At 52.6% G+C, this 23,019-nt stretch carries 22 protein-coding genes and 1 tRNA gene; 15 read left to right on the top strand and 8 right to left on the bottom strand.

Annotated features, from left to right (window positions below; all coding sequences use genetic code 11):
• Positions 1-19 precede the first annotated feature (19 nt).
• Entirely contained in the window at positions 20-1,183 is a 1,164-nt protein-coding gene (locus ACZ45B_RS06085; protein WP_024544419.1) for a DUF58 domain-containing protein, read from the top strand.
• A 109-nt stretch (positions 1,184-1,292) separates the two neighbouring features.
• Positions 1,293-2,537: a bifunctional ornithine acetyltransferase/N-acetylglutamate synthase gene (argJ, locus tag ACZ45B_RS06080; RefSeq protein ID WP_024544420.1), complete on the top strand. Its 1,245-nt coding sequence runs from the start codon at positions 1,293-1,295 to the stop codon at positions 2,535-2,537.
• Here argJ and sppA read toward each other — a convergent pair.
• Together sppA and fni are read right to left on the bottom strand one after the other, a co-directional pair.
• Positions 2,534-4,318 carry a signal peptide peptidase SppA gene (gene sppA, locus ACZ45B_RS06075; RefSeq protein WP_024544421.1) on the bottom strand — a complete coding sequence of 595 codons (1,785 nt, stop codon included), beginning with the start codon at positions 4,316-4,318 and terminating at the stop codon, positions 2,534-2,536. The genes argJ and sppA overlap by 4 nt on opposite strands.
• Positions 4,319-4,353: 35 nt before the next feature.
• Positions 4,354-5,382 (bottom strand): type 2 isopentenyl-diphosphate Delta-isomerase, encoded by a 1,029-nt coding sequence (gene fni, locus ACZ45B_RS06070; protein WP_024544422.1) that lies wholly within the window; start codon positions 5,380-5,382, stop codon positions 4,354-4,356.
• A gap of 66 nt (positions 5,383-5,448) precedes the next feature.
• Here fni and ACZ45B_RS06065 point away from each other — a divergent pair, with 66 nt between their 5' ends.
• The 5 genes from ACZ45B_RS06065 (at position 5,449) to ACZ45B_RS06045 (ending at position 9,586) form a co-directional block, all read left to right on the top strand.
• Entirely contained in the window at positions 5,449-5,583 is a 135-nt protein-coding gene (locus ACZ45B_RS06065; protein WP_255325918.1) for a hypothetical protein, read from the top strand.
• Positions 5,565-6,464, top strand: coding sequence for a bile acid:sodium symporter family protein (locus ACZ45B_RS06060; RefSeq protein ID WP_024544423.1), 900 nt, complete (start codon positions 5,565-5,567; stop codon positions 6,462-6,464). The genes ACZ45B_RS06065 and ACZ45B_RS06060 overlap by 19 nt, the downstream gene beginning before the upstream one ends.
• 117 nt (positions 6,465-6,581) lie before the next feature.
• Entirely contained in the window at positions 6,582-8,123 is a 1,542-nt protein-coding gene (locus ACZ45B_RS06055; protein ID WP_024544424.1) for a sodium:solute symporter, read from the top strand.
• 141 nt (positions 8,124-8,264) lie between these two features.
• The gene (gene ndhN, locus ACZ45B_RS06050) at positions 8,265-8,738 is read left to right on the top strand and encodes an NAD(P)H-quinone oxidoreductase subunit N (protein ID WP_024544425.1); all 474 of its coding nucleotides are present in this window, start codon (positions 8,265-8,267) and stop codon (positions 8,736-8,738) included.
• A gap of 38 nt (positions 8,739-8,776) precedes the next feature.
• Positions 8,777-9,586: a hypothetical protein gene (locus ACZ45B_RS06045; protein ID WP_024544426.1), complete on the top strand. Its 810-nt coding sequence runs from the start codon at positions 8,777-8,779 to the stop codon at positions 9,584-9,586.
• Positions 9,587-9,685: 99 nt separating this feature from the next.
• On the opposite strand, the gene ACZ45B_RS06040 is transcribed toward ACZ45B_RS06045, so the two are convergent.
• Positions 9,686-10,876 (bottom strand): MFS transporter, encoded by a 1,191-nt coding sequence (locus ACZ45B_RS06040; RefSeq protein ID WP_024544427.1) that lies wholly within the window; start codon positions 10,874-10,876, stop codon positions 9,686-9,688.
• Between the two features lie 128 nt (positions 10,877-11,004).
• Between ACZ45B_RS06040 and ACZ45B_RS06035 the strand changes: the two genes are divergently transcribed.
• Both ACZ45B_RS06035 and aroB read left to right on the top strand, forming a co-directional pair.
• Positions 11,005-11,601, top strand: coding sequence for a DUF4333 domain-containing protein (locus ACZ45B_RS06035; RefSeq protein ID WP_024544428.1), 597 nt, complete (start codon positions 11,005-11,007; stop codon positions 11,599-11,601).
• A gap of 125 nt (positions 11,602-11,726) precedes the next feature.
• Positions 11,727-12,827 carry a 3-dehydroquinate synthase gene (gene aroB / locus ACZ45B_RS06030; protein ID WP_024544429.1) on the top strand — a complete coding sequence of 367 codons (1,101 nt, stop codon included), beginning with the start codon at positions 11,727-11,729 and terminating at the stop codon, positions 12,825-12,827.
• A gap of 58 nt (positions 12,828-12,885) precedes the next feature.
• Here the strand turns inward: aroB and gshB are convergent, their stop codons facing one another.
• The 3 genes from gshB to ACZ45B_RS06015 all read right to left on the bottom strand — a co-directional run bounded on the left by gshB (position 12,886) and on the right by ACZ45B_RS06015 (position 16,498).
• Complete coding sequence (gene gshB, locus ACZ45B_RS06025) at positions 12,886-13,854, bottom strand: glutathione synthase (protein ID WP_024544430.1); 969 nt, start codon at positions 13,852-13,854, stop codon at positions 12,886-12,888.
• A 137-nt stretch (positions 13,855-13,991) separates the two neighbouring features.
• On the bottom strand, positions 13,992-15,863 hold the full coding sequence (gene glmS / locus ACZ45B_RS06020; RefSeq protein ID WP_024544431.1) for a glutamine--fructose-6-phosphate transaminase (isomerizing): 1,872 nt from the start codon (positions 15,861-15,863) through the stop codon (positions 13,992-13,994).
• Between the two features lie 77 nt (positions 15,864-15,940).
• Positions 15,941-16,498, bottom strand: a complete 558-nt coding sequence (locus ACZ45B_RS06015; RefSeq protein ID WP_024544432.1) for a DUF3172 domain-containing protein — start codon at positions 16,496-16,498, stop codon at positions 15,941-15,943.
• 112 nt (positions 16,499-16,610) lie between these two features.
• Here ACZ45B_RS06015 and ACZ45B_RS06010 point away from each other — a divergent pair, with 112 nt between their 5' ends.
• The 3 genes from ACZ45B_RS06010 to ACZ45B_RS06000 all read left to right on the top strand — a co-directional run bounded on the left by ACZ45B_RS06010 (position 16,611) and on the right by ACZ45B_RS06000 (position 18,417).
• Positions 16,611-16,958 (top strand): HepT-like ribonuclease domain-containing protein, encoded by a 348-nt coding sequence (locus ACZ45B_RS06010; protein ID WP_024544433.1) that lies wholly within the window; start codon positions 16,611-16,613, stop codon positions 16,956-16,958.
• Positions 16,959-16,972: 14 nt separating this feature from the next.
• A complete protein-coding gene (locus ACZ45B_RS06005; protein WP_024544434.1) occupies positions 16,973-17,620 on the top strand; it encodes a histidine phosphatase family protein in 648 nt (215 codons plus the stop codon).
• 77 nt (positions 17,621-17,697) lie between these two features.
• Positions 17,698-18,417, top strand: a complete 720-nt coding sequence (locus ACZ45B_RS06000; protein WP_024544435.1) for an LOG family protein — start codon at positions 17,698-17,700, stop codon at positions 18,415-18,417.
• Here ACZ45B_RS06000 and ACZ45B_RS05995 read toward each other — a convergent pair.
• Entirely contained in the window at positions 18,414-18,818 is a 405-nt protein-coding gene (locus tag ACZ45B_RS05995) for a DUF4359 domain-containing protein (RefSeq protein ID WP_024544436.1), read from the bottom strand. The genes ACZ45B_RS06000 and ACZ45B_RS05995 overlap by 4 nt on opposite strands.
• 53 nt (positions 18,819-18,871) lie before the next feature.
• Here ACZ45B_RS05995 and ACZ45B_RS05990 point away from each other — a divergent pair.
• Positions 18,872-18,944, top strand: a tRNA-His gene (locus ACZ45B_RS05990).
• A 208-nt stretch (positions 18,945-19,152) separates the two neighbouring features.
• Here ACZ45B_RS05990 and tig read toward each other — a convergent pair.
• Positions 19,153-20,523 carry a trigger factor gene (tig, locus tag ACZ45B_RS05985; RefSeq protein WP_024544437.1) on the bottom strand — a complete coding sequence of 457 codons (1,371 nt, stop codon included), beginning with the start codon at positions 20,521-20,523 and terminating at the stop codon, positions 19,153-19,155.
• Between the two features lie 392 nt (positions 20,524-20,915).
• Between tig and ACZ45B_RS05980 the strand changes: the two genes are divergently transcribed.
• Both ACZ45B_RS05980 and dapA read left to right on the top strand, forming a co-directional pair.
• Positions 20,916-21,959 carry an aspartate-semialdehyde dehydrogenase gene (locus ACZ45B_RS05980; RefSeq protein WP_024544438.1) on the top strand — a complete coding sequence of 348 codons (1,044 nt, stop codon included), beginning with the start codon at positions 20,916-20,918 and terminating at the stop codon, positions 21,957-21,959.
• A 37-nt stretch (positions 21,960-21,996) separates the two neighbouring features.
• Positions 21,997-22,887, top strand: coding sequence for a 4-hydroxy-tetrahydrodipicolinate synthase (gene dapA, locus ACZ45B_RS05975; protein WP_024544439.1), 891 nt, complete (start codon positions 21,997-21,999; stop codon positions 22,885-22,887).
• The last annotated feature ends 132 nt before the right edge of the window (positions 22,888-23,019 follow it).

Below are 23,019 nucleotides of genomic sequence, written 5' to 3'. Positions count from 1 at the left end.
GGTTTTTTTGAAAAAATCTATGGCATCCTCTCCCATCAAGCACAGCACCTTTTATCAACGCCTCGAACAGCGCTGGGTGGCCCCGGCCTATGGGGGTGGCGTCCTCTTGACCATTGCCCTCTGTTTCTTTGGGGCAGCGACCAACACCATGGCAGGCTGGCTCTATGTCCTCAGCGGCACGATCCTCGCCATTTTATTTCTGGGGGCAATCCTTCCCGTGCGCGCCCTACGCAGTCTCGAAATTAGGAGATCGCCCGTCACCCCAGTGAGCGTGGGGGACGTTTTAACCATGGCCCTAGTGGTGACCAATACGAGCAAAACGGCGAAGACATTAATTGCTATCACTGACCGACTTCCCTCTGAATTGGGGGCGCCCCGGCGGACAGTGGTAGAGACAATTTTGCCCCAGGAAAGCCTGGACTGGGTTTATGAACTGGATGCCCAAAAACGGGGCGTGTTCCAGTGGGGAGCGGTGGAACTGCACACCGGTAACCCCCTGGGTCTGTTTTGGTGTCGTCGCCAGCGGGCTGTCCCGGCACGGGTGATTATTTATCCGCAAATTTTCCCCCTGGGTAGCTGCCCGATTATTGACAACATCGGCGCGGAAGACAGCACCAAATTTCAGAGCGAAAACCTCTACCAAAATGCCACAGAGGGGATGACCAAGGCGATCCGCAATTACCGTGTGGGTGACCCAATGCGCTTGATCCACTGGCGCAGTAGTGCCCGCTTCGGCGAATTTAAGGTCCGGGAATTAGAGATTACCACCGGGGGGGAGGAGCTGATTATTTGTCTAGACCACCTGTTTGCCTGGGACCCAGAGCGCTTTGAACAGGCGGCTAGTGCCGCGGCTTCCCTATACTTCTACGCCCGGCGATCGCAGTTGAATGTGAAATTTTGGACGGCCCAAACGGGCCTGCTTAACAGCCGAGTGACGATCCTCGAAGCCTTGGCCCGGATCAACCCAGAACCCCAGGGAATCGCCGCCCAGCCCCGGCCAGAGGGTACGTTGCTGTGGTTAAGCCAAAATGCCGAAACCCTTGGGGAATTAGGGGCGGGCAGTCGATGGGTCTATTTTCAAGAAGATGTCCCCACCCAGGGCACAGGTTTGACGATAAATTCGATGGACCCACTGCCACTCCAATTACAGCAATTTCCCCGGGGCGATCGCCTGGCCACATAAAGTTTTTGGGTTGCGAAAAGCCAGCATAAACAATTCCCGACAATCACCTGAAAAAAATCCCAGATGCCCCCTGTATAATTGCTGGCAACTCTTTTGATTGACAAAAACTATGGCAAATTGGCACAAAATCCCCGGCAGCGTCACTGCCCCCAAAGGCTTCCGGGCCGCAGGGATCACCGCCGGACTCAAACCCTCCGGCGCCCCAGATCTCGCCCTCATTGTTTCTGATACTGAAGCGATTACAGCGGGGGTCTTTACCCAGTCAGAGGTGCGGGCAGCCTGTGTCGATTATTGCCGTCAACAGCTTCAAAAAAAGGCCAGTAGCCGGGCGATTTTGTGTAACTCTGGCCAGGCCAATGCCGCCACTGGGGAAGCGGGCTGGCAAGATGCGCTCCAATCAGCCCAGTGGCTGGGATCTGCCCTCAATATCCCCCCAGAAAGTGTTTTACTCGCCTCCACCGGAGTGATCGGCCAACGGATTAAAATGAACGCCCTTGAAACGGGCATCCCCCAGGTGGTTGCGGCCCTGTCCCCAGAAGGGGGAGACGATGCGGCCCAGGCGATTATGACCACAGATCTCGTGCCCAAGGCGATCGCCCTCGAGACCGAAATCGAAGGGCGGCCCGTACGCATCGGTGGCATCTGTAAAGGCTCCGGGATGATTCACCCAAATATGGCGACAATGCTCGGGTTTATCACTTGCGATGCGGCGGTTTCCACCCAGCTCTGGCAGGAGATGTTGACGCGGGCAGTGGACAAAAGTTTTAACCAAATTACCGTCGATGGCGACACCAGCACCAATGATTGTGTCATTGCCCTGGCCAATGGCCAATCGCGCACCACGGCGATTACCGATTCCCAGTCAAAAAATGCCCAGCAACTGGAGGCAATGCTGACGGAAGTATGCCAATACCTCGCTAAATGTATTGCCCGGGATGGGGAAGGGGCCACCTGCCTCGTGGAAATCCAAGTGTCAGGGGCAGTCGATGACAGCTCCGCCCGGAAAATTGCCCGGACGATCGCCGGGTCTTCCTTGGTCAAATCGGCGATTTTTGGCCGGGATCCCAACTGGGGCCGCATCGCCGCTGCCGCAGGTCGGGCCGGGGTGACCTTTGATCAAGGGGAACTACAGATTGCCCTGGGGGATTTCCAGCTCATGGATCAGGGGCAACCCCTCGATTTTGACCGTGATGCCGCCAGCCAGTACCTGAAAGATCGCGCTGCCGGGGTTTACCTCACGGACGATACGGTGCTGGTTAAAGTCTCAGTGGGCGAAGCGACCGGGGCTGGCACAGCTTGGGGCTGCGACCTCAGCTATGACTATGTGCGCATCAATGCCGAATACACCACCTAGTCAATGCGTGGTTGCCAGGGCATCAGGGCATAGACTTGCTTCGGATCGTTGAGCGATCGCCACAGGGTGATACTTTCCTGTAAATGGCGTAATTCCTGGCTAAAAGGATCGCTGCCTTGGCTGCCTTGAATCCCAAAAAAATCACCAAAGAGCTCTGCTTCCCAGCTTCTGGGACGGGGGTATTCCTGGACGGTGAAATCTTCTCCCAGTTCTGCTTGGTCAACGGCATAGGCGATCGCCTCCGATAGGCCTCCCAATTCGTCCACCAAATTGATCTCCCGGGCGGCAGCCCCAGACCAAACCCTTCCCTGGGCAATGTTATTCACTTCTGTCTCCGTTAGCCCCCGGGCGGTACTGACCCGGTCGATAAATTCTGCGTAGATTTCATCGACAAAATTTTGGAAGATCGCCAATTCCGCCGCTGTTTTTGACCGAGAAATCGTGCCGAGATTCGCCAGGTCTCCCGTTTCGACGCTATCCCAGGTGAGGCCATTGTTATTGGCAATCTCCTGGACATTGGGTAAAATCCCAAACACCCCAATGGAGCCGGTGATGGTGTTAGGTTGGGCAAAAATGCGATCGCTCTCCGTGGCGATCCAGTATCCCCCAGAGGCGGCCACATCTCCCATGGAGACAATCACCGGCTTGTCGGCCTCGCGGATGAGTTGTAATTCTCGCAAAATAATCTCTGAGGCGATCGCACTCCCCCCCGGACTATTGATGCGCAGCACCACCGCTTTCACCTCCGGATCTTGGCGTAATTCCCGCAGTTGCCGGGAGAGGGCATCCCCACCGATACTATCGGGGGTGCCTTCACCGCCAACGATGGTCCCCTCCGCATAGACCACGGCCACCTGGTTTTGGCTGGATTGTCTGAGCCGTTCTAAGCTCACTTCGAGACTATAGTCAGTCAGGCTCACCTGGGGCAAGTCGTCGTCTAGGTCTGTGCCTGTAAAGGTTTTCAGCTCTGTCAGCAGTTCATCAAAATAGGCTAAACGAGTGACCAATTGGTCGGCCTGGGCCCGCTCCGGGGAAAGAAGCCCCTGGGTATCGGCGAGGGTCTGCACCAAAGTGTCACTAAAGGGGCGATCGCCGGCAATGGTTGTCTTAAAATTCGTCCAGAGATCCGTGAGCAAAACCTCTGTTTGTTGGCGATTTTCTGGGCTAAATTCGGTTTCCGTAAAGGGCTCGACGGCACTTTTAAACTCCCCCACTCGGACGACTTGTACACCAATCCCATATTGTTCGAGGGCGCCCTGGAAGAAAAGCTGCTCTGACCCTAGGCCATTCATTTCGATACCACCGAGGGGATTCAACCAGATTTCGTCAGCTAGGGAATTAAGATAATATTCCCGCTCCGTCATCTCCACATCGTAGGCATAGATTTTTTTCCCCGCGGCCTGAAATTCCTCAAGGGCTTGACGCACTTCCCGGAGACTGGCGTAACCATTGAGGCTATTTTGGCGACCATCGAGGAGAATTCCCGTGATTTTTTCATCCTCGATCGCCGCCCGGATACTCTCGGTAACCTCCCGCAGACTGAGCACCTGGGGAAAATCCCCCGCAATGACATTGCCTAGGGAACTAGAAGGCTGACGGTCTTGGATAATGATGCCTGTATTGAAGACGAGGATGCTATCCTTCTTCGGGCGACTGCCTTCCTGGGACGAAAAAAAAGCTAGCACCGTAATCAAGGCGGAGAGGGACAGGGTGGTCAGTAGACTGAAGGCGAGGATCGTACCGAGACAGCTACTGAATACCTGTTTAAAAAAATCTTTCATGGGGGGCAGAGAATTGGGAACGACTTACCGCTAGGTTAAAGCTTGTACAAAGAATTTGCCCGTTGGAGCTGCTGAAAATTGGCATTTCCCGTACAGAACAAGGCCGTGCGCAGTTCCATTAATAACAGTTCTGTCCATTCGGCCAGGGCAGCGGGAGATTCACAGGCGGCTTTGAGGAACGGTTGGGCATAGCCGACTAAGTCAGCGCCAAGGGCGATCGCCTTGGCCCCGTCTAAACCATTGCGCAACCCCCCGGAGGCAATCAGAGGAATTTGGGGATCATAGTGGGCGATCGCCGCCAAACAGTCCGCCGTGGGAATGCCCCAATCCCCAAAGGTATGCCCCAGATGCCGTAGGAGAGCATTCGGCGATCGCGCTGCCTCCACTTTTGCCCAGGAGGTTCCCCCCGCCCCGGCCACATCAATCACTTGCACCCCCGCCTCCCGGAGTCGCTGCACCATTTTTACTGAGATGCCATTACCCACTTCCTTGGCGATTACCGGCACGTCGAGCTGTTGACAAACCTGCTCAATTTTCTGGAGCAGCCCTTTAAAATTTGTGTCCCCCTGGGGTTGGATACATTCCTGGAGGGGGTTGAGGTGGAGAATCAGGGCGTCAGCTTCAAGGAGATCTACCAATTGGCGGCATTCTGCCACACCGTAGCCATAGTTGAGCTGAACGGCGCCGATGTTGGCAAATAGCAATGCATCAGGGGCTTTTTGGCGCACGGCAAAGGTGGCTGCCACCTCAGGCTTTTCGATCGCCACCCGCTGGGAACCGACTCCCATGGCCAGACGGTAGGTTTGGGCAATTTCGGCGAGGCGATAGTTGATCTCCTGGGCCTGGGCCGTGCCGCCGGTCATGGAAGAAATGAGAATGGGGGCTCCCAGGGTTTTGCTGAGGAAAGTGGTGCTCAGGTCAATCTCATTGCGGTCCAGTTCCGGCAGGCAGCAATGCTCAAAGCGGTAGCGTTCAAAGCCGGCGCGGTTCTGGTGAAATTGGACATCCTCTTCAAGGCAGATGCGGATATGGTCGGCTTTACGGGCTTGGGTGCTGTCGGTCATGGGTTGGCTGAGGTTGAAGCTCACCAAATTGTACAGAATCCCCTGGGCTTTCCCGCTGGCTAGTCAATGGATTGCAATATTTCTACGGCCAAGGGTCGGGCGATCGCCCAGGTGACCAATGCGAGTAAGATGGGCGTGAAATTTTGGTTACGCGGCATGATGGTGGAGGAAAAAACAAATTTATGGATGCAAATTTTTTAACGGCGGTACTGCTGCCCCTGGCCCTGTTTGTGATCATGTTGGGCATGGGGTTAGGGTTAACCCCAGCTGACTTTCAACGGGTTCTAACAGAACCAAAGGGGGTGATTACTGGGGCGATCGCCCAATTGTTACTGCTGCCCCTGGTGGGGTTTGGGCTGGCCAATCTTTTCTCATTAACGCCGGAATTGGCGGTGGGGGTGATGGTGCTGGCGGCTTGTCCGGGGGGTTCAACATCAAATCTCATTACCTATCTTGTGGGCGGTAATGTGGCCCTGTCGATTACCTTAACGGCGGTCTGTAGCTTAGTCACGGTGTTTACGATCCCGCTGGTGGTCAATGGCGCGATGCAATATTTTCTCGGTGCAACGACCCTGCTCCAACTGCCCTTTTTCGGGACGGTACTCCAAATTGCGGTGATTACTTTGATTCCCATCACCATTGGCATGGCTCTCCACCGGTTTGCCCCTAAGTTCGCTGCCACCGTTGAGAGCTATGTGAAATGGCTGTCACTCTTTTTCCTCGGTCTGGTGATTGCGGGGCTGTTGTTGGCAGAACGGGCCAATGTTATTGGGTTTTTCCTCCAGGTGGGTTGGGTGATGTTGGCCCTCAATGTGCTGATGATGGCCCTCGGTTATGCGATCGCCTCCGGTTTGCGCCTTGATCTCCCCAGCGCCAAAGCAATCAGCATCGAGGTGGGGATCCAAAATGGCACCTTGGCGATCGCCATTGCCAGCACCCCGACCTTACTCAATGCACCGACCATGGCTATTCCCGCCGCGATTTACTCCCTGATTATGTTTGCCACCAGTGCCGCCTTTGCCTGGTTTGTACAGCGTCGGGGCCAAATGAACCGCGCCACAGATAGCATTTCCAACCCCTAAAACAATATTTTGATTTTGTTACGAAAAGTTTAGGCGCACCGAAACACTTCCTAAAATAGGGCCAGTTTCGTCAATTTGGGTGCATATCCCAAAATATTGCAGGAGTTTTAGAACATTATGGGTGTGATTGATTGGGCGATCGTGGCCATCTATGGCGTGGTCGTGATCGCCATTGGGATAATCGCCAGCCGCAGACAAACCGACACCGATGAATATTTCCGGGGCAGTCGCCAAATTCCCTGGTGGGCCTTGGGCTTCTCGATTATTGCCACATCTTTCTCGGCCGCCTCTCTCCTCGGCGGCCCAGGGGAAGGCTATACCAACGGCTTTCTCTACCTCCAGTTACAGTTGGGCGATCTCTTGGGGTACGGCCTCGTCATCGCCCTACTCCTCCCCTTTTTCGTGCGCCTAAATCTCACCACCGCCTATGAATATTTAGAAAAACGCTTCGATGCCAAAACCCGCTCCCTTGGCTCCCTCTGCTTTTTGCTTTTTGTCATTGCGCGGTTGGGAGGTCTGCTTTATGCGGCTTCTTTGGTCGTTGCGACGGTGACGGATCTCCCGATGGGAGCCGCGATTCTGCTGGTGGGGGTTGTGTCGATCGCCTACACCGTCGTCGGCGGGATTACTGCCGTTGTTTGGACAGATGTATTGCAGTTTGCGATGATCTTTGTCGGTATTGGCGCAGGCATCTGGACGGCGGTGAATGGCGTTCCCGGCGGTTTCGGGGAACTGTGGCAGGTGGCCGCAGCCAATGACAAGCTGGCCCTGTTTAATTTTTCTTGGGAACCCAGTTCAGTACGTTCTCTGCCCACAGCTCTCTTTGCCTACGGAATTCTGGCCTTTGCCGTGGCAGGCACCAATCAACAATCGGTACAGCGCTATGTGTCCTGCGCTGACGAAAAATCCGCCCGCAAAGCGATCCTCCTCGGTTGGTTTTCGGGATTAGTGGGTGTTGGGGCGACCTTGCTTTTAGGGGTTCTGCTCTTCGGTTTCTACAGCATCAATGGTGGTCTTCCGGCGGATATTGCCGCAGATGGTATCTTGTCCCACTTTATCGTCAATGCCGTGCCCCCCGGTGCTTCTGGTTTTCTCGTGGCGGCCATTTTTGCGGCGGCCATGTCCTCGATTGATTCGGCACTCCATTCCCTCTCTACCTGCATCACGGTAGATTTCTATGACCGCTATGTCCAGGCCCGTACAAACGAAAAACAATCCTTACGCATTGCTCAGATCTTGATTGTTGTTTGGGGCATTGTCGGGATTGGCTCGGCATTTTATGCGGCTTCGACTGGAAAAGATTTACTAGAATTTCTGGTCACCTATACAACCATGTTCCTGGGGCCTCTCCTGGGCATTTTCTTGATGGGTGTTCTGTTCCCTCGGGTGAATAGCAGTGGGGCTTTTTATGGGACGATCGCCGCTGTGATGCTTGTGATTGTCGGCTCGAATATGGGTTGGCTGACCTTTCCGGGCATTTGGCGATCGGCGATCACTGCGCCCCTGGGGATGCTGCTTGGTTACGGCATTTCTCTCTTCGGTCAAATTCCGCCCCAACGCGCTTTGCAGGGTTTAACCCTCTGGCATTCAAGCAAGCAAGCCCAAGCTTTGGGCCGCCCCGGTTTAGAAGAAGAAGTCCCAGATCGTGGTGATTACTAAACAATTGGTTTGATCAATGGCTGAGGAAGGGCTGGTTTCATCGGGGAACTGGCCCTCTGGTTTTTGGGAGAGGTGCGACAGGGGCAAGGGGGATCCGATATAATTCTTGGGCAAGTTCAACGATTTCAATTCATAAATACCATGGCACTTCTGACCACCGGCAAAAGCTTTATCCGCACCGTAGAGAAGTCTGGCGCAGTTGCCGTCTATGCCCCCCTAGAGGGTGGTTATGAAGGCCGCTATGTCCGTCGTTTACGCTGTTCTGGTTATACGGTGGTGAACTTGACGGCCCGGGGTTTGGGGGATGTGACGGCCTATTTGACCCAATACCATGGGGTGCGTCCCGCCCACCTCGGCAAGAAAGATATTGCGGGCAGCGGCGCGATGGTGGGTTTGCGTTCCTATGTGCCAGGGATTGCCACCTATCAGTTAGAAAATCTTCCCCAGAAGAGTAAGGGGATTATTCTCTGGATTATTGAGGGCTTCGTCCTTTCCCGCCAAGAACAGGAATATTTAATCAGCTTGACCCAGGAAAATCCCCAGGTGAAAGTAATCGTTGAAATGGGCGGCGATCGCCAATTTTCCTTTAAGCCTTTAGCGGATTTGTTGGGCTAGGGCACCGGACAGCATTTTCCATCAACGTGAGATCCCCAATGTTCAACTTTCAACAATTCTCAGCCTCTGCCCTGTCCCAAGGATCTGGTAAGGGTCGCCTTTTCCCTTTACTTTCAATCGCCTTAGTTTCTTTAGGGGGGCTCTCGGCGGGTTTGGCAAATGCGAAGCCGCTGCCTGGTTCGGTGATGGTAAGCCAAGGAGTTGCTGCCGAGAGTGAGCCCGCAGAACAAACCCAAGCAGAACGATATGTGGGGGTTTGGGCGCTTGTAGATAATGAAAATCATCTTTTTAATGTGCGGCTCGAAGCAGATGGCAGTGCGATTAGCACTGCCGGTGTTTTGGGGGTGCCCTTGGCAGGGACCGGCCAGCTCACCGGGGAACAATTGAGTGAAACGGGACGCTGGCAACCGTGGGCCAATGGCGTACGTATTGACTACAGTGATGGATGGACCGATGCAATTTTGGTCGGCCCGGCCGGGGTAGAACAATGGTCTTGGTCACCGGAAAGCGATCGCCTCGGTGCACCCACCAATTACAGCAAGGCGGTCAGAGTTCCGGCAGAGATTGCACCAGCCATTGGGGTTTATCTCCTAGAGCCGACCCAAACCGACCAAGAGTCTTACACTACGAGCCTGCTTTCCAATGGACAAGCTTTTAATACCATTGATAGTCGTGCCGGCGGCGTTTGGCGTTTAGAGGAAAATCTCGTCGTCATTGATTGGATTTCCGGCTGGCGTACCAGTTTTGCGTTGCCCCAAGGCTCGGCCTTCAGCGTCAGTCACTGGGAACCTGGCGCCGATCATGATCAAGCACCAACGGCCACTCGCCCTGGACGCCGTTTGAACTAGGGACGAAATATTTTTTATCTCGTTACCTAGCACAAGCGCTGGTGTTGTCGGCCAGGGCGATCGCCCATTTTTCTTTAAGCCTTGAGTGGACTGGTTGGCCTAGAGGGAGGGGCGCAATTTCCAGTAACCGTAGAAAGCCGTGGCCCCCACAACAAGGCCGACGATGATTAGGCCGCCATTGAGGCCCCAGAGGGCAGTGGCACCATTGGCGATCGCCGCAAGCAGGATAAACAAAAGGCGAAACGCAAAACTGTTCAGGGAAATCAGGGTCGCCCTGAGGCTTGAGGGGACGCGATCATTGAGATAGCTCAGTACTAAGGGCGTATTACAGCCCCGCACTAAGTACACTGTCACAATCAGCAAAATACCCCAGAGATTCCCAACCAGACCCATCGCAACGTAGGCGATCGCCATCAAGCCAGGCAGTAGAGCAAATAATTTTTTGTAAGTGAACCAACGCACCAGGGTTTCCACCTGCCACGACACCACTGCCATCGCCCCATGGAACAGCAGCCATGCCCAACCCAACTGGGCCACGCTCAACCCCCTAATAACGAGGTATTCCTGGGAGACCCACACCACCAAAAAAGAACCACAGCTGAGGGCCGCCGAGAAAAGCAAGAGCCACCGGAGCGATCGCCTCGTTTGAAAAAGATGGCGAATATCCTGGAGCAGGGGCCGCCAACCCGAAGTTTTTACCTGTTGTCGCGGCGGTTCTCGCAGGGTGAGGGCGAACAATAGGTAGGCCGCGATACAGAGGGTTTGGAGATAAAACGGATAACGCAGATCCCATTGGGCCACCCAAGCGCCCACCAAACCACAAATGGCCTCAGTGATGCCCATGATTGCGACCCCTTTTCCTTCCCAAGCACCATATCTTTTCGCTTGGTCGAGGCATAGCAAGCTATCGTAGGCGATCGCACTGTCGGCCCCAGAGACGAAACTCCCACCGAGACCCGCCAAAATTTCCGCAATCGCAAACCAAGAGAAACTGCCCTGGGTGCAATAAATCAGCCAGCCGACCAACCAGAGGAAAGCACCGAGCACTAACGCCTGTTTGCGGCCAAAGCGATCCGCAAAATACCCAGAAGGCACTTCTCCCACAAAGATCGCCGCCGACAAAATCGCCTTGAGCAGTACCGCCTGGGACAGAGACAAACCCTGAGCCTCATAGAACAGCACAATCACTGGAATCGGAAACCAGGCTGATTCAAACCCCCGCAAATACCAAAGGGTTGTTAAATTTTGGGCGATCGCCCCATGGTCTCCTTTTCTGAAACCCCATTTCACGCCAGCAGTCCCCCTTTTTGCCAAGGCTCTCAATTGTATGTACGAAACGAAGCTACTCCAACCCTGACAGCCCCCACAATGCTTAAAAAATAATAAGCAATGAAATCTGTGTTTCCCGAATCATTACAATGGCGAATACTTCATCTCAGATTGTCAAAATTTTGATTCGCTATTTTTCTCTACTTTCTGTCACTACCACCATGAAAAACGCCACAATTGTTTCGATTACAGCCTCTGCATTCACGGCGATCGCCCTTACAGGCTGTACCCTTACCCTGGATGCCGAAAAGCTAGAAACAGAAATTTCCCAGGGGCTCACGGATCAAACCGGCCTTGTTGCTACGGATATCACCTGCCCTGAAGATCAGGCGATCGAAGCGGGTAACGTTTTTGCCTGTGAGGCCACCCTCGAAGGCGGTCAAACTTTACCGATTCAGGTGACTCAAAATGACGATGAGGGGAACGTCAACTGGAATGCTGACGAAGGTCTAAATAATCTCCGGGGTCTAATTTCTGCCGAAGCCCTCGAAACTCAGATTGCCCAAGGGATTGTGGAGCAATTGGGAATCGAAACAACCATTGACTGTGGAGGGCCTTACCGCGTCTTGTTGACTGGTGAAAGTTTTGAATGTACAGCCACGGCCAACGATGGCAATGGAGAGTCTGCCACGGTACAAGTGACGGCGGAAGATGATGAAGGCAATGTTGCCTGGAGTTTAAACTAGTGACTGCTTTGCAAGGTTAAACCAAAAAAGGCGATCGCCCCCTATTTCTGCCTAGCATTGCGATACCAGTGGGGTAAAATACCCCCCTAGGTAACGAGTTTTTTGAGGAAATACGTCAAAACATTATGGACGCAACAACGCGGGTAGAACTGGGAGAAAATAGCTACGATATTGCGATCGCTAAAGGGGGGCTAGGTCAGATTGGCGCATTTCTCAGCCCCCTCAAACTCGGCCAAAAAATTCTGATTGTCTCTAACCCGGAGATCTATAGCTACTATGGCGAAACAGTAGCAAAATCTCTCCAAGTCGCTGGTTTTGATGTGTTCACCCATCTCATTCCAGCAGGGGAACAGCACAAACATCTCGCCTCCATCGAAAAAATCTACGACACGGCCCTCGAAAATCGCCTCGAACGCGCTTCAACGATGCTCGCCCTTGGGGGTGGTGTGATTGGTGACATGACCGGATTTGCGGCGGCCACTTGGCTCCGGGGAATTAACTTTGTTCAGGTTCCTACCACTTTACTGGCGATGGTGGACGCTTCTGTCGGTGGTAAAACGGGAGTGAACCATCCCCAGGGGAAAAACTTAATTGGGGCTTTCTACCAACCGAAATTTGTCCTCATCGATCCGACAGTCTTAAAGACCCTACCGGTGCGAGAATTTCGGGCTGGGATGGCAGAAGTGATTAAATATGGCGTTATTTGGGATGCAGATTTGTTCACCAAGCTCGAAGCCGCCGAGGAGATTGATCGTTACGAAACCATTGATCCAGACCTGTTGGATCTGATTCTTGAGCGCTCCTGTCGAGCGAAGGCAGAAGTGGTGAGCCAAGATGAACGGGAATCGGGCTTGCGGGCAATTTTGAACTACGGCCACACCCTCGGCCATGCCGTCGAAAGTTTGACCCACTACGAAACCTTCGTCCATGGGGAAGGGGTGGCCATTGGTATGGCCCTAGCGGGGGCGATCGCCACCCGGATGAATCTCTGGACAGCGGCAGAAACCCAACGCCAAGATGTGTTGATCAAAAAAGCTGGGCTCCCGACAGAATGTCCTAATGATTTGGCGATCGCCGCCATTCTCGACACTCTCCAGAGTGACAAAAAGGTAAAATCTGGCAAAGTGCGCTTTATTCTGCCAACCAAAATCGGTGAAGTGATCATTAGTGACCAGGTGAGTGCCGACCTGATCACTGAAGTTCTCAATGCTGACGGTGCTCGCTAGATTTGTGAGACAGAGGGAATTTAGACAAATCTAGTCTCTCTTGCTTGTGAACAGGGATTTAGGAGGAGGTTCTCGACGCCACCCACTCGATCACCTGTTTCCCGAGGGAAACCCCATCGAGGCGATCTGCTTCCCGCACCCCGGTGGGGCTGGTAACATTCACCTCCGTCACATAGCCGCCAATAATATCAAGGCCGACAAAATATAGCCCATCGGCCCTGAGTTGTGGGGCCAAGGTGGCTGCAATTTCGCGATCGCGCGTCGTAATCTCCACCTGGGCGATGCGACCCCCAACGGCCATATTGCCCCGGAAATCATCCCCTGTGGGAATGCGATTGACCGCACCAATGGGCTCCCCATCGAGGACGATCAAACGTTTGTCGCCATCTTTTGCCGCTGGCAGAAATTCCTGCACCATCACCGGTTCTGTGCCCTGTTTGGTGCTAATTTCCAAGAGAGAATTAAAATTGCGATCGCCTTTTTCGATCAACAAAATCCCTTCCCCAGCTTTACCACCGAGGGGTTTGATCACGGCCTTTCCTTTCGCTTCGATGAACTGCCGCGCTACGGCCTTTTCTGTGGTGATAATGCTCTCGGGGATCACCGTCGGGAAACGCAGGGCATAGAGTTTTTCATTGGCGGCCCGGATCCCTTGGGGATTGTTTAACACCAGAGTTTTAGTGGCGGTGAGTAAATCCAAAATGTAGGTGGCATAAAGATAGGCCGAGGTAACAGGGGGGTCAGTGCGCATAAAGACCGCATTCATCTCTGTTAAGGGCAAAAATTGCCGCTCCCCGAGGCGAAACCATTCTTTTTCGGCCACCCAGAGGCTATTTTCTAGGCGCACAGGGGTCAGTTCCACCGCCTGGAGCGTCGCCCAAGCCTGATGATTTTTAACGCTCAACTGTTCGATGCTGGTTATCCAGACCTCATGGCCAAGGAGCTGCGCCGCCTCCATAAAAGCCACCGTGGTATCGTGGCAGGGATCGAGGTTGGCGATCGGGTCAAGGATAAAGGCCAGTTTCACAGGGGGTTGCTTCCTAAACAGTTGAACGAACCCACTGATCATAATCAATCGCTCCTGGAAAAGGCAAAGAATCCGGGGCCAACATCTGGGCAAAAAAAAGAGGCGATCGCCCCCTAAAGAAAATTATTGAATTTCAGTTATTCCACCGTGACGGATTTAGCGAGGTTCCGGGGTTGATCCACATCTAAACCACGCCGCGCGGCGATGTGATAAGAGAGCAACTGTAACGGGATTACGGCCAACAGGGGCGATAAAATTTCATCCACCGCTGCCACCGGCAAAATTTCGTCAAAGGTGTGGGCCGCCTCTGGGTCACCGAGGGCTGTCACACCGATCAGTAGAGCATCCCTGGCCTTGGCTTCCTGGGCATTGGAAATGACTTTTTCGTAGATCTCTCCTGGCATGGCGATCGCCACCACTGGCACCTTGGCATCGAGGAGAGCAATGGGGCCATGTTTCATTTCTCCAGCGGGATAACCCTCGGCATGGATATAGCTAATTTCCTTGAGTTTGAGGGCCCCTTCAAGGGCGATGGGGAAATTAATGCCCCGGCCGATAAAGATAAAGTCCTGGGTATCGCTGAAATTGTGGGCCAGTTCTTCGATGCTTTTTTCCTGTTCCGCCAAGATAGATTCAATTTGAGTCGGAATCTGCTGTAACCCGGTGATAATGCCCTGGAATTTTTCGGGGGCAAGGGTTTGACGCCGGGCCGCCAATTCTAGAGCGAGGCAATAAAAGCTCATCAATTGGGCTGTGAAGGTTTTGGTGGCGGCCACACCAATTTCAATCCCTGCATGGGTATAGAGCACTTGATCGACGATGTGGGTGATCGTACTTTCGGAGCGGTTGGTGATCCCGAGGAGCCGGGGCTGATATTGTTCAGCCTGGTGGAGACGCCGCTCCTTTTCCATCTCCAGGGCGGCGATCGTATCGGCGGTTTCCCCTGACTGGGTTACCCCAATGGTGAGGGTATTGGGGATCAGTGGGGAAGGGGAATAACGAAATTCTGAGGCATAGTAGACAAACGTGGGAATGCCAGCTAGTTGTTCCAGAAGATATTTCCCCACAAGGCTCGCATGCCAACTGGTACCACAGGCGACGATCTGGATATGGTCAATGTTGTCGAGGAATTCTGGGGGATTAATGCCTAGATTAATCGGGTGGGCGGCCTCTGGGTTGAGATACACTTCGAGGTTTGTGCGCACCACCGCCGGCTGCTCGTGGATTTCCTTGAGCATGTAGTGACGAAAGCCCTGTTTTTCGACTTGGCCTGGGTTCCAGTCGAGGGTGCGGGGGGTTTTCTTGAGGCGATCGCCCGCAAAATTATAAATCTCCATCCCTAGGGGTGTCATCCGGGCTATTTCCCCATTTTCCAAGGTCAGCACTGCCCGGGTGTGGGGAATCAAGGCGGTAATATCCGAGGCACAGAAAAATTCTCCCTGGCCGAAACCGAGGGTGAGGGGGGCCTGTTGGCGGGCGACAATCAGTTCGTCGGGGTAGTCGGCACAGATGACGGCGATCGCAAAGGCCCCCTCTAGACGTTTTACCGCTTGGCGCACAGCGACCAAGAGCGGATCCGGTTCGTGTTTGGTGCCTTGGAGTAGATCGGCGATCAGGTGGGGGATCACCTCCGTATCCGTTTCTGACAGAAAAACGTAACCTTTTCCCTGGAGTTCTTCCCGCAGTTCCCGGTAATTTTCGACAATGCCATTTTGCACAACGGCCACCCGTTGGGACATGTCGAGGTGGGGGTGAGCATTATGTTCTTCGGGTTTGCCATGGGTGGCCCAGCGGGTGTGGCCAATGCCAATGGTTGAGGGTGTGCTATTTCCTTCGAGCTTTTCCCGGAGATGGTAGAGTTTCCCCTTCGCGCGTACAGAATGGAGTTTTTCATCCCAAATGGTGGCGATTCCTGCCGAATCATAGCCCCGATACTCCAGACGCTCTAGGCCTGAAATAAGGATATCCGTTGCCGCTTGTGTTCCTAAATAACCCACAATGCCACACATAAAAGCAGGCCTCCTTACAAGAAAAATAAGCCGTTACTATCCTATGATCCTTTTCTAGAAATTTCTGTTTTTACACCCTAAAAACGTTCAGATTCTGGGGCGGCCGTGGTGCCAGGTTGGTTTAAAAAGAGGTTACCCGCCGCATCATTTTGGTAAATGCAGTTAATACTCGGGGAACCCTGAAGGCTACCGGTGTAGCCAAAGGTATTCATCCGGCGCTTACAGTCATTGACCTGTTCTGAGGTAACGAGATTTTGTCGTTCTAAAATTGTCCAGTTATTTTGCCGCAGAACGCAGCCTGGCTGCATTTGAGGTTGAGTGATAAAGACGTTAAACGGGCTGAGGGTGACAAAGACTTTCATATTCGTCACAATGGCGCTGGCGCCAAATTGTTGACAGAGTTCGGCGTCGGGGGCCTGACGATCAATTTCCAAGCGAGAATCAATACTTGTCGGGTTAAGATTAGTACTGGAGCTAAAGCCAATGCCGACGACGATCCCCAGGACAAAGATCCCTCCAATGAGCGCCAGGGTAGCGTAGTTAAAGTCAAAAAAAGGTTTTTTGGGCTCCCGTTCTGGATACCGAGGCCGGTCATAGGAGGGGCGATCATAACGGGAACGGTTTGTACGTTTCATTGGTGCATATCTATGGGAAACAACAGCTCCACCAAGGCGATACTTTGTAAGTGATCATTCTATCCACTATAACGATTTACTACTCCACCCGGAGCTTATCTTGAGGTTTTTCATGGCGGATCGGTACACATTGGTTCTGTTGGATATTCTCATCTCGGCGCGCTTGGCGATTAATTACCTTGCGGAGATGAATTGGACGGAGTTCCTCGGTAATATTGTGGTGCAGGATGCGGTGATCCGCCGCTTAGAAATCATGGGGCTGGCGGCGCGGAATATTCCGAAGGCGATGCATCCAGAGTTACCCCAGGTACCTTGGTTTGAACTAGAGGCGATCGCCAGAATTATGAGTGAAGAATACGAGGCGGTCAATATCGCTTTTGTGTGGGATCTTGTCCATAATGATTTACCCGTATGGGCAGAAGCATTAGAAGTCATCCTGCCCGAAAATCTACATGCCTAGGGGCATGACTAGAGATGCTTCAGCGCCAAAAATTAGGGCGCAAAATCTGGTTGGTGCGCCACGGTAACCGTCTCGATTTTGTGCAGCCAGCTTGGTTTACAACGGCTCTTTATCCTTACGATCCCCCCCTTTGTCCCCGGGGACATCGCCAGGGCCAAGAATTAGGCGATCGCCTCGCCGGGGAATCCATTCACCACATTTTTGTATCCCCTTTTCGCCGCACCCTGGAAACGGCCCAATATTGTGCCACACCACTCCGACTTCCCCTAAAACTCGAACCAGGCCTTGGGGAATGGCACAATGCCACCTGGATGAGTCGCCCTCCGAAAATTCAACCTTGCCCTCCCCATCTTTTTACCGTTGATCGGCATTATCGTGGACAGATTTTGCCCCAATATCCCGAAAGTGAAGCCCAGGTAACGCAACGCAGTATCCAAACCCTCAACAGATTACTCCAGCGCTATTCTGGGAATCTCTTGCTGGTCGGTCATCAGGTTCCCCTAGGGATTTGCCTCGGTTACCTATTGGGCCATAGGGGGGCTATCAAACTCGATGTCTGTGCCCTCAATCAAGTGATCTATCTGGGCGATCGTTGGTTATGGTTGCGGCAAAACACAACAAATTTTTTAAGCGAACCAGGGGTCAAAGTAGCGCCCTGTTAACCCCAAGCCCGTCAGAGTACCATAGGGAGACCAGCGGAAATATTGTAAAATCACGCCTATTACCGGGCAAAACCACCATGAAAAACCAATCTAACGGCAAAATCTCTTCCTGTTTCCCTGTCAGTCTCACAGAGCAGGGGATGAGCTATGACATTGTTCAGGAAGCAGTGCTGTCCCTCTGGCAGGTGGTCAATGGCCTTAGCAGTATTCAACCCCCAAAGCGCGACCGCTATCGGGTGACTATTTTTGGTTCAGCGCGTATTACCCGTGATTCTCCGCTTTATGAAGATGTGCGTCGCCTTGCCAGTGAGTTGACGCTCTTGGGGTGTGACATTGTCACAGGGGGTGGCCCCGGCTTGATGGAAGCAGCCAATGAAGGTAGTGTCCTCGCTGACCCTGAAGACCAGACGAGATCCATTGGTATCCGGGTAGATTTAGGCTTTGAGCAAGAAGTTAATCCGTTTGTAGAAGAGGTATTTCAGCACCAGACTTTCTTTTCGCGTCTACATCACTTCGTTTTGGTTTCTGATGCTTTTGTGGTCGTGCCCGGTGGGATTGGTACAGCTTTGGAGGCTTTAATGATTTGGCAGCTACTCCAAGTGCGCTCAATCCATAAAACCCCATTTATTCTCGTCGGGGATATGTGGGCGGAATTAGTGGACTGGGCCAAGGCACATATGGTTCCCCACATGGCCGATGCGGAAGATTGTGAAATTCCTGTCTGTGTCCCCACGGTCGATGAGGCGATCGCCCACCTAAAAATTGCCCATGGGGATTGGCGACAGTGCGAAATTTAGCTTTTTTCGGCGCGGTAGGTATAAAACTGCTGAAAAATGCCAATGGTCTCAAAGGAGTAGCGGGGCAGTGGTGCTGGTAGAGCAATGTCTGTGTAGTAAATGCTAAAAAATAAGTAGTTGTTGACATTGGTCTGCTGGCCGACAATCTCTCCTAACTGGGCTTGGCTCACATCGACGAAGGTGTTGCAGTAGTTCTGGAGTATATCCTCCTGGACATTGCCCAGGCCAAAGGGAAGCTCGTCCCCAGAATTTTCGCAAACATTACCTTTCAGATAGGTGGCAATTTGTTGCCCTGCATATGCTTGATATTGGCTGAGGGGGGGATTGGTAAGGTAGGCGATCGCCCCTAAAAACCCTACTCCAAGACCGCTGACCATACCACCCATTTGAGAAAATTTCATAGAAAACCTAGACAAAACAAAATCAATTCGCTACCATTATTAACTGTGTCATGGCGAGTGTAGCCAAGTGGTTAAGGCAGCGGTTTGTGGTACCGCCATTCGGGGGTTCGAGTCCCCTCATTCGCCCTCTTTAAAAGAACTCATCCCCCAAAGTAAGGTTCCCCAACAGTTTATCCGAAAGGGGCATTTTTACGCGTCTCTCTATGGGATACCATGGCGGACTGCGTCATTTCTAAATAACAGCACCATTAGGTAATAGAGGTCATAAAAAAAGACCCCGGATGGGGCCTAAAGGAAAATTCATTGCTGCATAGAATGCCGTCAAAGTCAGACTTTATTCTTCTTCCTCTGCGGTATCAAAATCATCTTCGTCCGCTTCGAGGGTGCCTACCGGGACGAACTCAATTTTGGACTGCTCTGCTAACCAATCAAGGGTTGCTTCTAGGGTTAGTTCTTCTTTGATCGCTTCTTGGAGGCGCGCTTCGTCAAAACCTTCCTTGAGCTCAGCTTTGGCTTCTGTAAGGCGATCGTTGAACTTGTCGGCATCGAAGTCGATATTTTCAACCTTGGCGATTTCCGTCAAAATCAAGGAATTCCCCAACCGTTGCTCAGCCTCTGGGCGGGCCGTTTCCCGGAGCTTAGGAATCATGTCTTTGGTAAAGATGCGATTCACATCAATCCCCATCCGGCTAAATTCCATCATTTGTTGGGTCAGCACGGCGGTCACTTCTTCATTGACGCTTACTTCTGGTAGCTCAACGCTATTGTTTTCGGCCAGTTGCTCCAAGAGATAGCGGCGCACACTGTTTTTTGTGCTGATCTCGGCATTTTCCTTGAACTGGGCTTCGAGGCTTTCTTTCCAAGCTGCCAGGGTTTCAAATTCTTCGCTGGTTGCTTCACTGGCAAATTCATCATCTAGCTCAGGGAGTTCACGGCTCTTGAGTTCCTTGAGGGTGACGGTGAAAGACACCTGCTTTCCTGCCATTTCTTCGTTGCCGTAGTCTTCGGGGAAAGTGACAGTGAATTTTTTGGTCTCTTCGGGCTTTAAGCCGATAAAGCCATCGATGAAGCCGGGGATAAACTTACCTTCTTCGAGGTCAATGGAGAAGTCTTCAGCCTGGGTACCGGGGATAACTTCCCCTTCTTCTTCACCCGCTGCGTTGACATAGCGGCCTTCGTAGTCAGCGATTGCCACATCTCCCAGTTGGGCAGCGCGGTCTTCGACGGGGACGAGGGTTGCGGCTTCCCGTTGTTTTTGGGAGAGGAACTCCTCGAGGTCAGCGGGATTATATTCAGTTTTTTCGGCCTTAAAGCTCAGACCTTTATAGGTATTGAGGGTGACGCTTGCGGGGACATCCACGGCGGCTTTGAAGGTGAAGGCTTCGCCGGGCTGATAGGCGCTAATTAGATCATCGAAGGAAGATTTGAGCTGGAAATTTCCTAGGGCCTCAATATTTTCTTGGGCGATCGCCGCTTTGAGGCTGTCGTCAATGAGGTCTTCGAGGACAGAAGCCTTGATCCGATTGGAGCCTAACCGTTGAATCAAAATTTGCTTGGGCACTTTCCCCTTCCGGAAACCAGGGAGGTTTACAGTGCGCGCAAGCTTACGCACGGTATCATCATAGGCTTTTTGGGTGACGTCTGCGGGGACTTCGATCTCTAGCCCAATTTGGCTGGCAGGAAGCTTTTCCTGAATAACTTTCATCGATGTTTAAAGGTACTAATATATTAAGTTACAACTAAAGCACTTTGGCTTTTTACCATGGGCGATCGCCCCCTAGGGGGTTTGAATTGAGCGCTCCGTGATATCCTAAGTGCAGCAACCCAAACGCAGATTGCCCAGAATAATGTTTGGGTCGATCTAGGGCGTTCTTACGAGGGGTTAACCTATCTGATAATAGTATAATTAGAGCTTCAATCGACAAAGTCCCGCGAAAGGGACGCCCACCAGCAGAGCATGAGCCAAAGATTTTTCAGTCCCCCGGAGTCGCCCACTTTTCCCTTCAGCTAAAAAAGTTTTCCCGGCGATCGTCCCCCATCCCCTTGCCCAGCCAACCCATCCCTTCCACTAACCAAACTCACCAGGAGGTCTATTCTTTGTCAACATCAGTTAACGTCGCCATTCTCGGTGCGACCGGTGCCGTCGGTGCAGAACTTTTGCAGTTATTAGAAGAACGCAACTTCCCCGTCAAAACCCTAAAATTACTGGCATCCCCTCGCTCTGCCGGGAAAACCCTGACCTTTAAAGGACAACCAATCACCATCGAAGCCGTCAGCCCCGAAGCGTTCCAGGGCGTTGACATCGTTCTTGCCTCTGCCGGGGGCAGCACCTCAAAAGAATGGGCAAAAACCATTGTCGAAGCAGGTGCGGTAATGATCGACAACTCCAGCGCCTTTCGCATGGATCCGAATGTGCCCCTTGTGGTACCAGAAATCAATCCTGAAGCTGCCCAGCAGCACCAAGGAATCATTGCTAATCCCAATTGCACCACGATTTTAATGGGCGTGGCCATCTACCCCCTCCATAAGGTACAACCCATCCAGCGGATTGTGGTTTCCACCTATCAATCTGCCAGCGGTGCTGGCGCCCGGGCCATGGAGGAGGTGAAACGACAGACCCAGGCAATTTTAGCTGGGGAAGAGCCGCCTACTGAGTCTTTTCCTTACCCCCTCGCCTTTAACTTATTTCCGCACAATACTCCCATTGATGAGAATGGCTATTGTCAAGAGGAAATGAAAATGGTGAACGAAACCCGGAAAATTTTCGGTGTCCCAGACCTCCGCATCAGTGCCACCTGTGTCCGGGTTCCTGTTCTACGGGCCCATTCTGAAGCGGTTAATCTGGAGTTTCAGCAACCCTTTGATCCGGCCCAAGCCAAGGCAATTTTGACCGTTGCCCCCGGGGTGACTGTCGTCGAGGATTGGGAAAATAATTACTTCCCGATGCCGATGGATGCAACGGGGAAAGATCCGGTGTTGGTCGGTCGAATTCGCCAAGATATTTCCCAGGCCAATGGCCTTGAGCTCTGGCTCTGTGGTGACCAGATTCGGAAAGGGGCAGCCCTCAATGCAATTCAAATTGCAGAACTCCTGTGGGAAAAGAATTGGCTCCGGTCTACGGCAGTAGCTAGGGCAGTTTAGTCCGGTAAGATTTTATGTGTATTGCGTCGATTAGTTTATGACAAGTACAAGGTTTGGTCGAGTGATCACGGCGATGGTGACCCCCTTTACGGAAGAGGGCCAAGTCGATTACGCCATGGCAGAAAAATTAGCGGCCCATCTAATCAACCAAGGGAGTGACGCTCTCGTGGTCTGTGGCACAACGGGTGAATCACCGACGTTGTCCTGGGATGAGGAATATGAACTCTTCCGGGCGGTACAAAGCGCGGCGGCCGGTCGGGCGAAAGTAATTGCGGGTACGGGCTCGAATTCTACCAGTGAGGCGATCGCCGCTACCCAAAAAGCAGCCAAGCTCGGTTTAGACGGTTCTTTACAGGTAGTCCCCTACTACAATAAGCCCCCCCAGGAAGGGCTGTATCAGCACTTTAAGGCGATCGCCGAAGCCTGTCCAGATTTACCCCTGATGCTCTATAACGTCCCTGGGCGGACTAGTTGTAATCTGTTGCCAGAAACGGTAATCCGCCTAGCTGCCATCAGTAATATCGTGGCGATCAAAGAAGCCAGCGGCAACCTGGATCAGGCAGCCCAGATCCGTTGTGGTGTAGACGATCATTTTGAAATTTACTCCGGAGATGATAGTCTGACTTTGCCTCTAATGAGTGTGGGGGCCCAAGGTGTCGTTAGTGTGGCAAGCCATTTGGTTGGCCCCCAAATGCAAGCAATGATCCAAGCATTTCTCGCTGGTCGTACCCAAGAAGCAATTGATCTGCACCTCAAGCTTTTTCCCTTATTTCGTGTTCTATTTTGTGACACAAATCCCCTCCCCGTAAAAACGGCCCTCATTCTCCAGGGGTGGCGTCTTGGCAGTTTTCGCCCTCCCCTTTCCCCCCTAAATCCTGCTTTAACGAAGCAATTAACCCAGGTTTTGAAAGATCTGGCCCTCCTTTAAGCACAGGGAAAGTCCAGCCGATTTTTGGATGGTTTTGATAAGTCGCCAGCAGGTTTGCGATCGCTAACTTCATTGAGCGACAGACTATCTGGTCACGCCCTCGGTTTTTCGTTCGATTTCTTTTTTTGTTTT

The sequence above is a fragment of the Picosynechococcus sp. NKBG15041c genome (assembly GCF_055380235.1).
This window is presented reverse-complemented; position numbering and strand designations above follow the sequence as displayed.

What these genes read in the sequence shown, in the direction of transcription:
- ACZ45B_RS06045 (WP_024544426.1), top strand. Translation starts at nt 8,777, where the DNA reads ATGTTCAACTTTCAACAATTCTCAGCCTCTGCCCTGTCCCAAGGATCT.
- ACZ45B_RS06065 (WP_255325918.1), top strand. Translation starts at nt 5,449, where the DNA reads ATGGATTGCAATATTTCTACGGCCAAGGGTCGGGCGATCGCCCAGGTG.
- ACZ45B_RS06055 (WP_024544424.1), top strand. Translation starts at nt 6,582, where the DNA reads ATGGGTGTGATTGATTGGGCGATCGTGGCCATCTATGGCGTGGTCGTG.
- sppA (WP_024544421.1), bottom strand. Translation starts at nt 4,318, where the DNA reads ATGAAAGATTTTTTTAAACAGGTATTCAGTAGCTGTCTCGGTACGATC.
- ACZ45B_RS06060 (WP_024544423.1), top strand. Translation starts at nt 5,565, where the DNA reads ATGGATGCAAATTTTTTAACGGCGGTACTGCTGCCCCTGGCCCTGTTT.
- ACZ45B_RS06010 (WP_024544433.1), top strand. Translation starts at nt 16,611, where the DNA reads ATGGCGGATCGGTACACATTGGTTCTGTTGGATATTCTCATCTCGGCG.
- fni (WP_024544422.1), bottom strand. Translation starts at nt 5,382, where the DNA reads ATGACCGACAGCACCCAAGCCCGTAAAGCCGACCATATCCGCATCTGC.
- ACZ45B_RS05995 (WP_024544436.1), bottom strand. Translation starts at nt 18,818, where the DNA reads ATGAAATTTTCTCAAATGGGTGGTATGGTCAGCGGTCTTGGAGTAGGG.
- tig (WP_024544437.1), bottom strand. Translation starts at nt 20,523, where the DNA reads ATGAAAGTTATTCAGGAAAAGCTTCCTGCCAGCCAAATTGGGCTAGAG.
- dapA (WP_024544439.1), top strand. Translation starts at nt 21,997, where the DNA reads ATGACAAGTACAAGGTTTGGTCGAGTGATCACGGCGATGGTGACCCCC.
- ACZ45B_RS06005 (WP_024544434.1), top strand. Translation starts at nt 16,973, where the DNA reads ATGCTTCAGCGCCAAAAATTAGGGCGCAAAATCTGGTTGGTGCGCCAC.
- argJ (WP_024544420.1), top strand. Translation starts at nt 1,293, where the DNA reads ATGGCAAATTGGCACAAAATCCCCGGCAGCGTCACTGCCCCCAAAGGC.
- ACZ45B_RS06015 (WP_024544432.1), bottom strand. Translation starts at nt 16,498, where the DNA reads ATGAAACGTACAAACCGTTCCCGTTATGATCGCCCCTCCTATGACCGG.
- ACZ45B_RS06000 (WP_024544435.1), top strand. Translation starts at nt 17,698, where the DNA reads ATGAAAAACCAATCTAACGGCAAAATCTCTTCCTGTTTCCCTGTCAGT.
- ACZ45B_RS06035 (WP_024544428.1), top strand. Translation starts at nt 11,005, where the DNA reads ATGGCGAATACTTCATCTCAGATTGTCAAAATTTTGATTCGCTATTTT.
- aroB (WP_024544429.1), top strand. Translation starts at nt 11,727, where the DNA reads ATGGACGCAACAACGCGGGTAGAACTGGGAGAAAATAGCTACGATATT.
- ndhN (WP_024544425.1), top strand. Translation starts at nt 8,265, where the DNA reads ATGGCACTTCTGACCACCGGCAAAAGCTTTATCCGCACCGTAGAGAAG.
- ACZ45B_RS06085 (WP_024544419.1), top strand. Translation starts at nt 20, where the DNA reads ATGGCATCCTCTCCCATCAAGCACAGCACCTTTTATCAACGCCTCGAA.
- glmS (WP_024544431.1), bottom strand. Translation starts at nt 15,863, where the DNA reads ATGTGTGGCATTGTGGGTTATTTAGGAACACAAGCGGCAACGGATATC.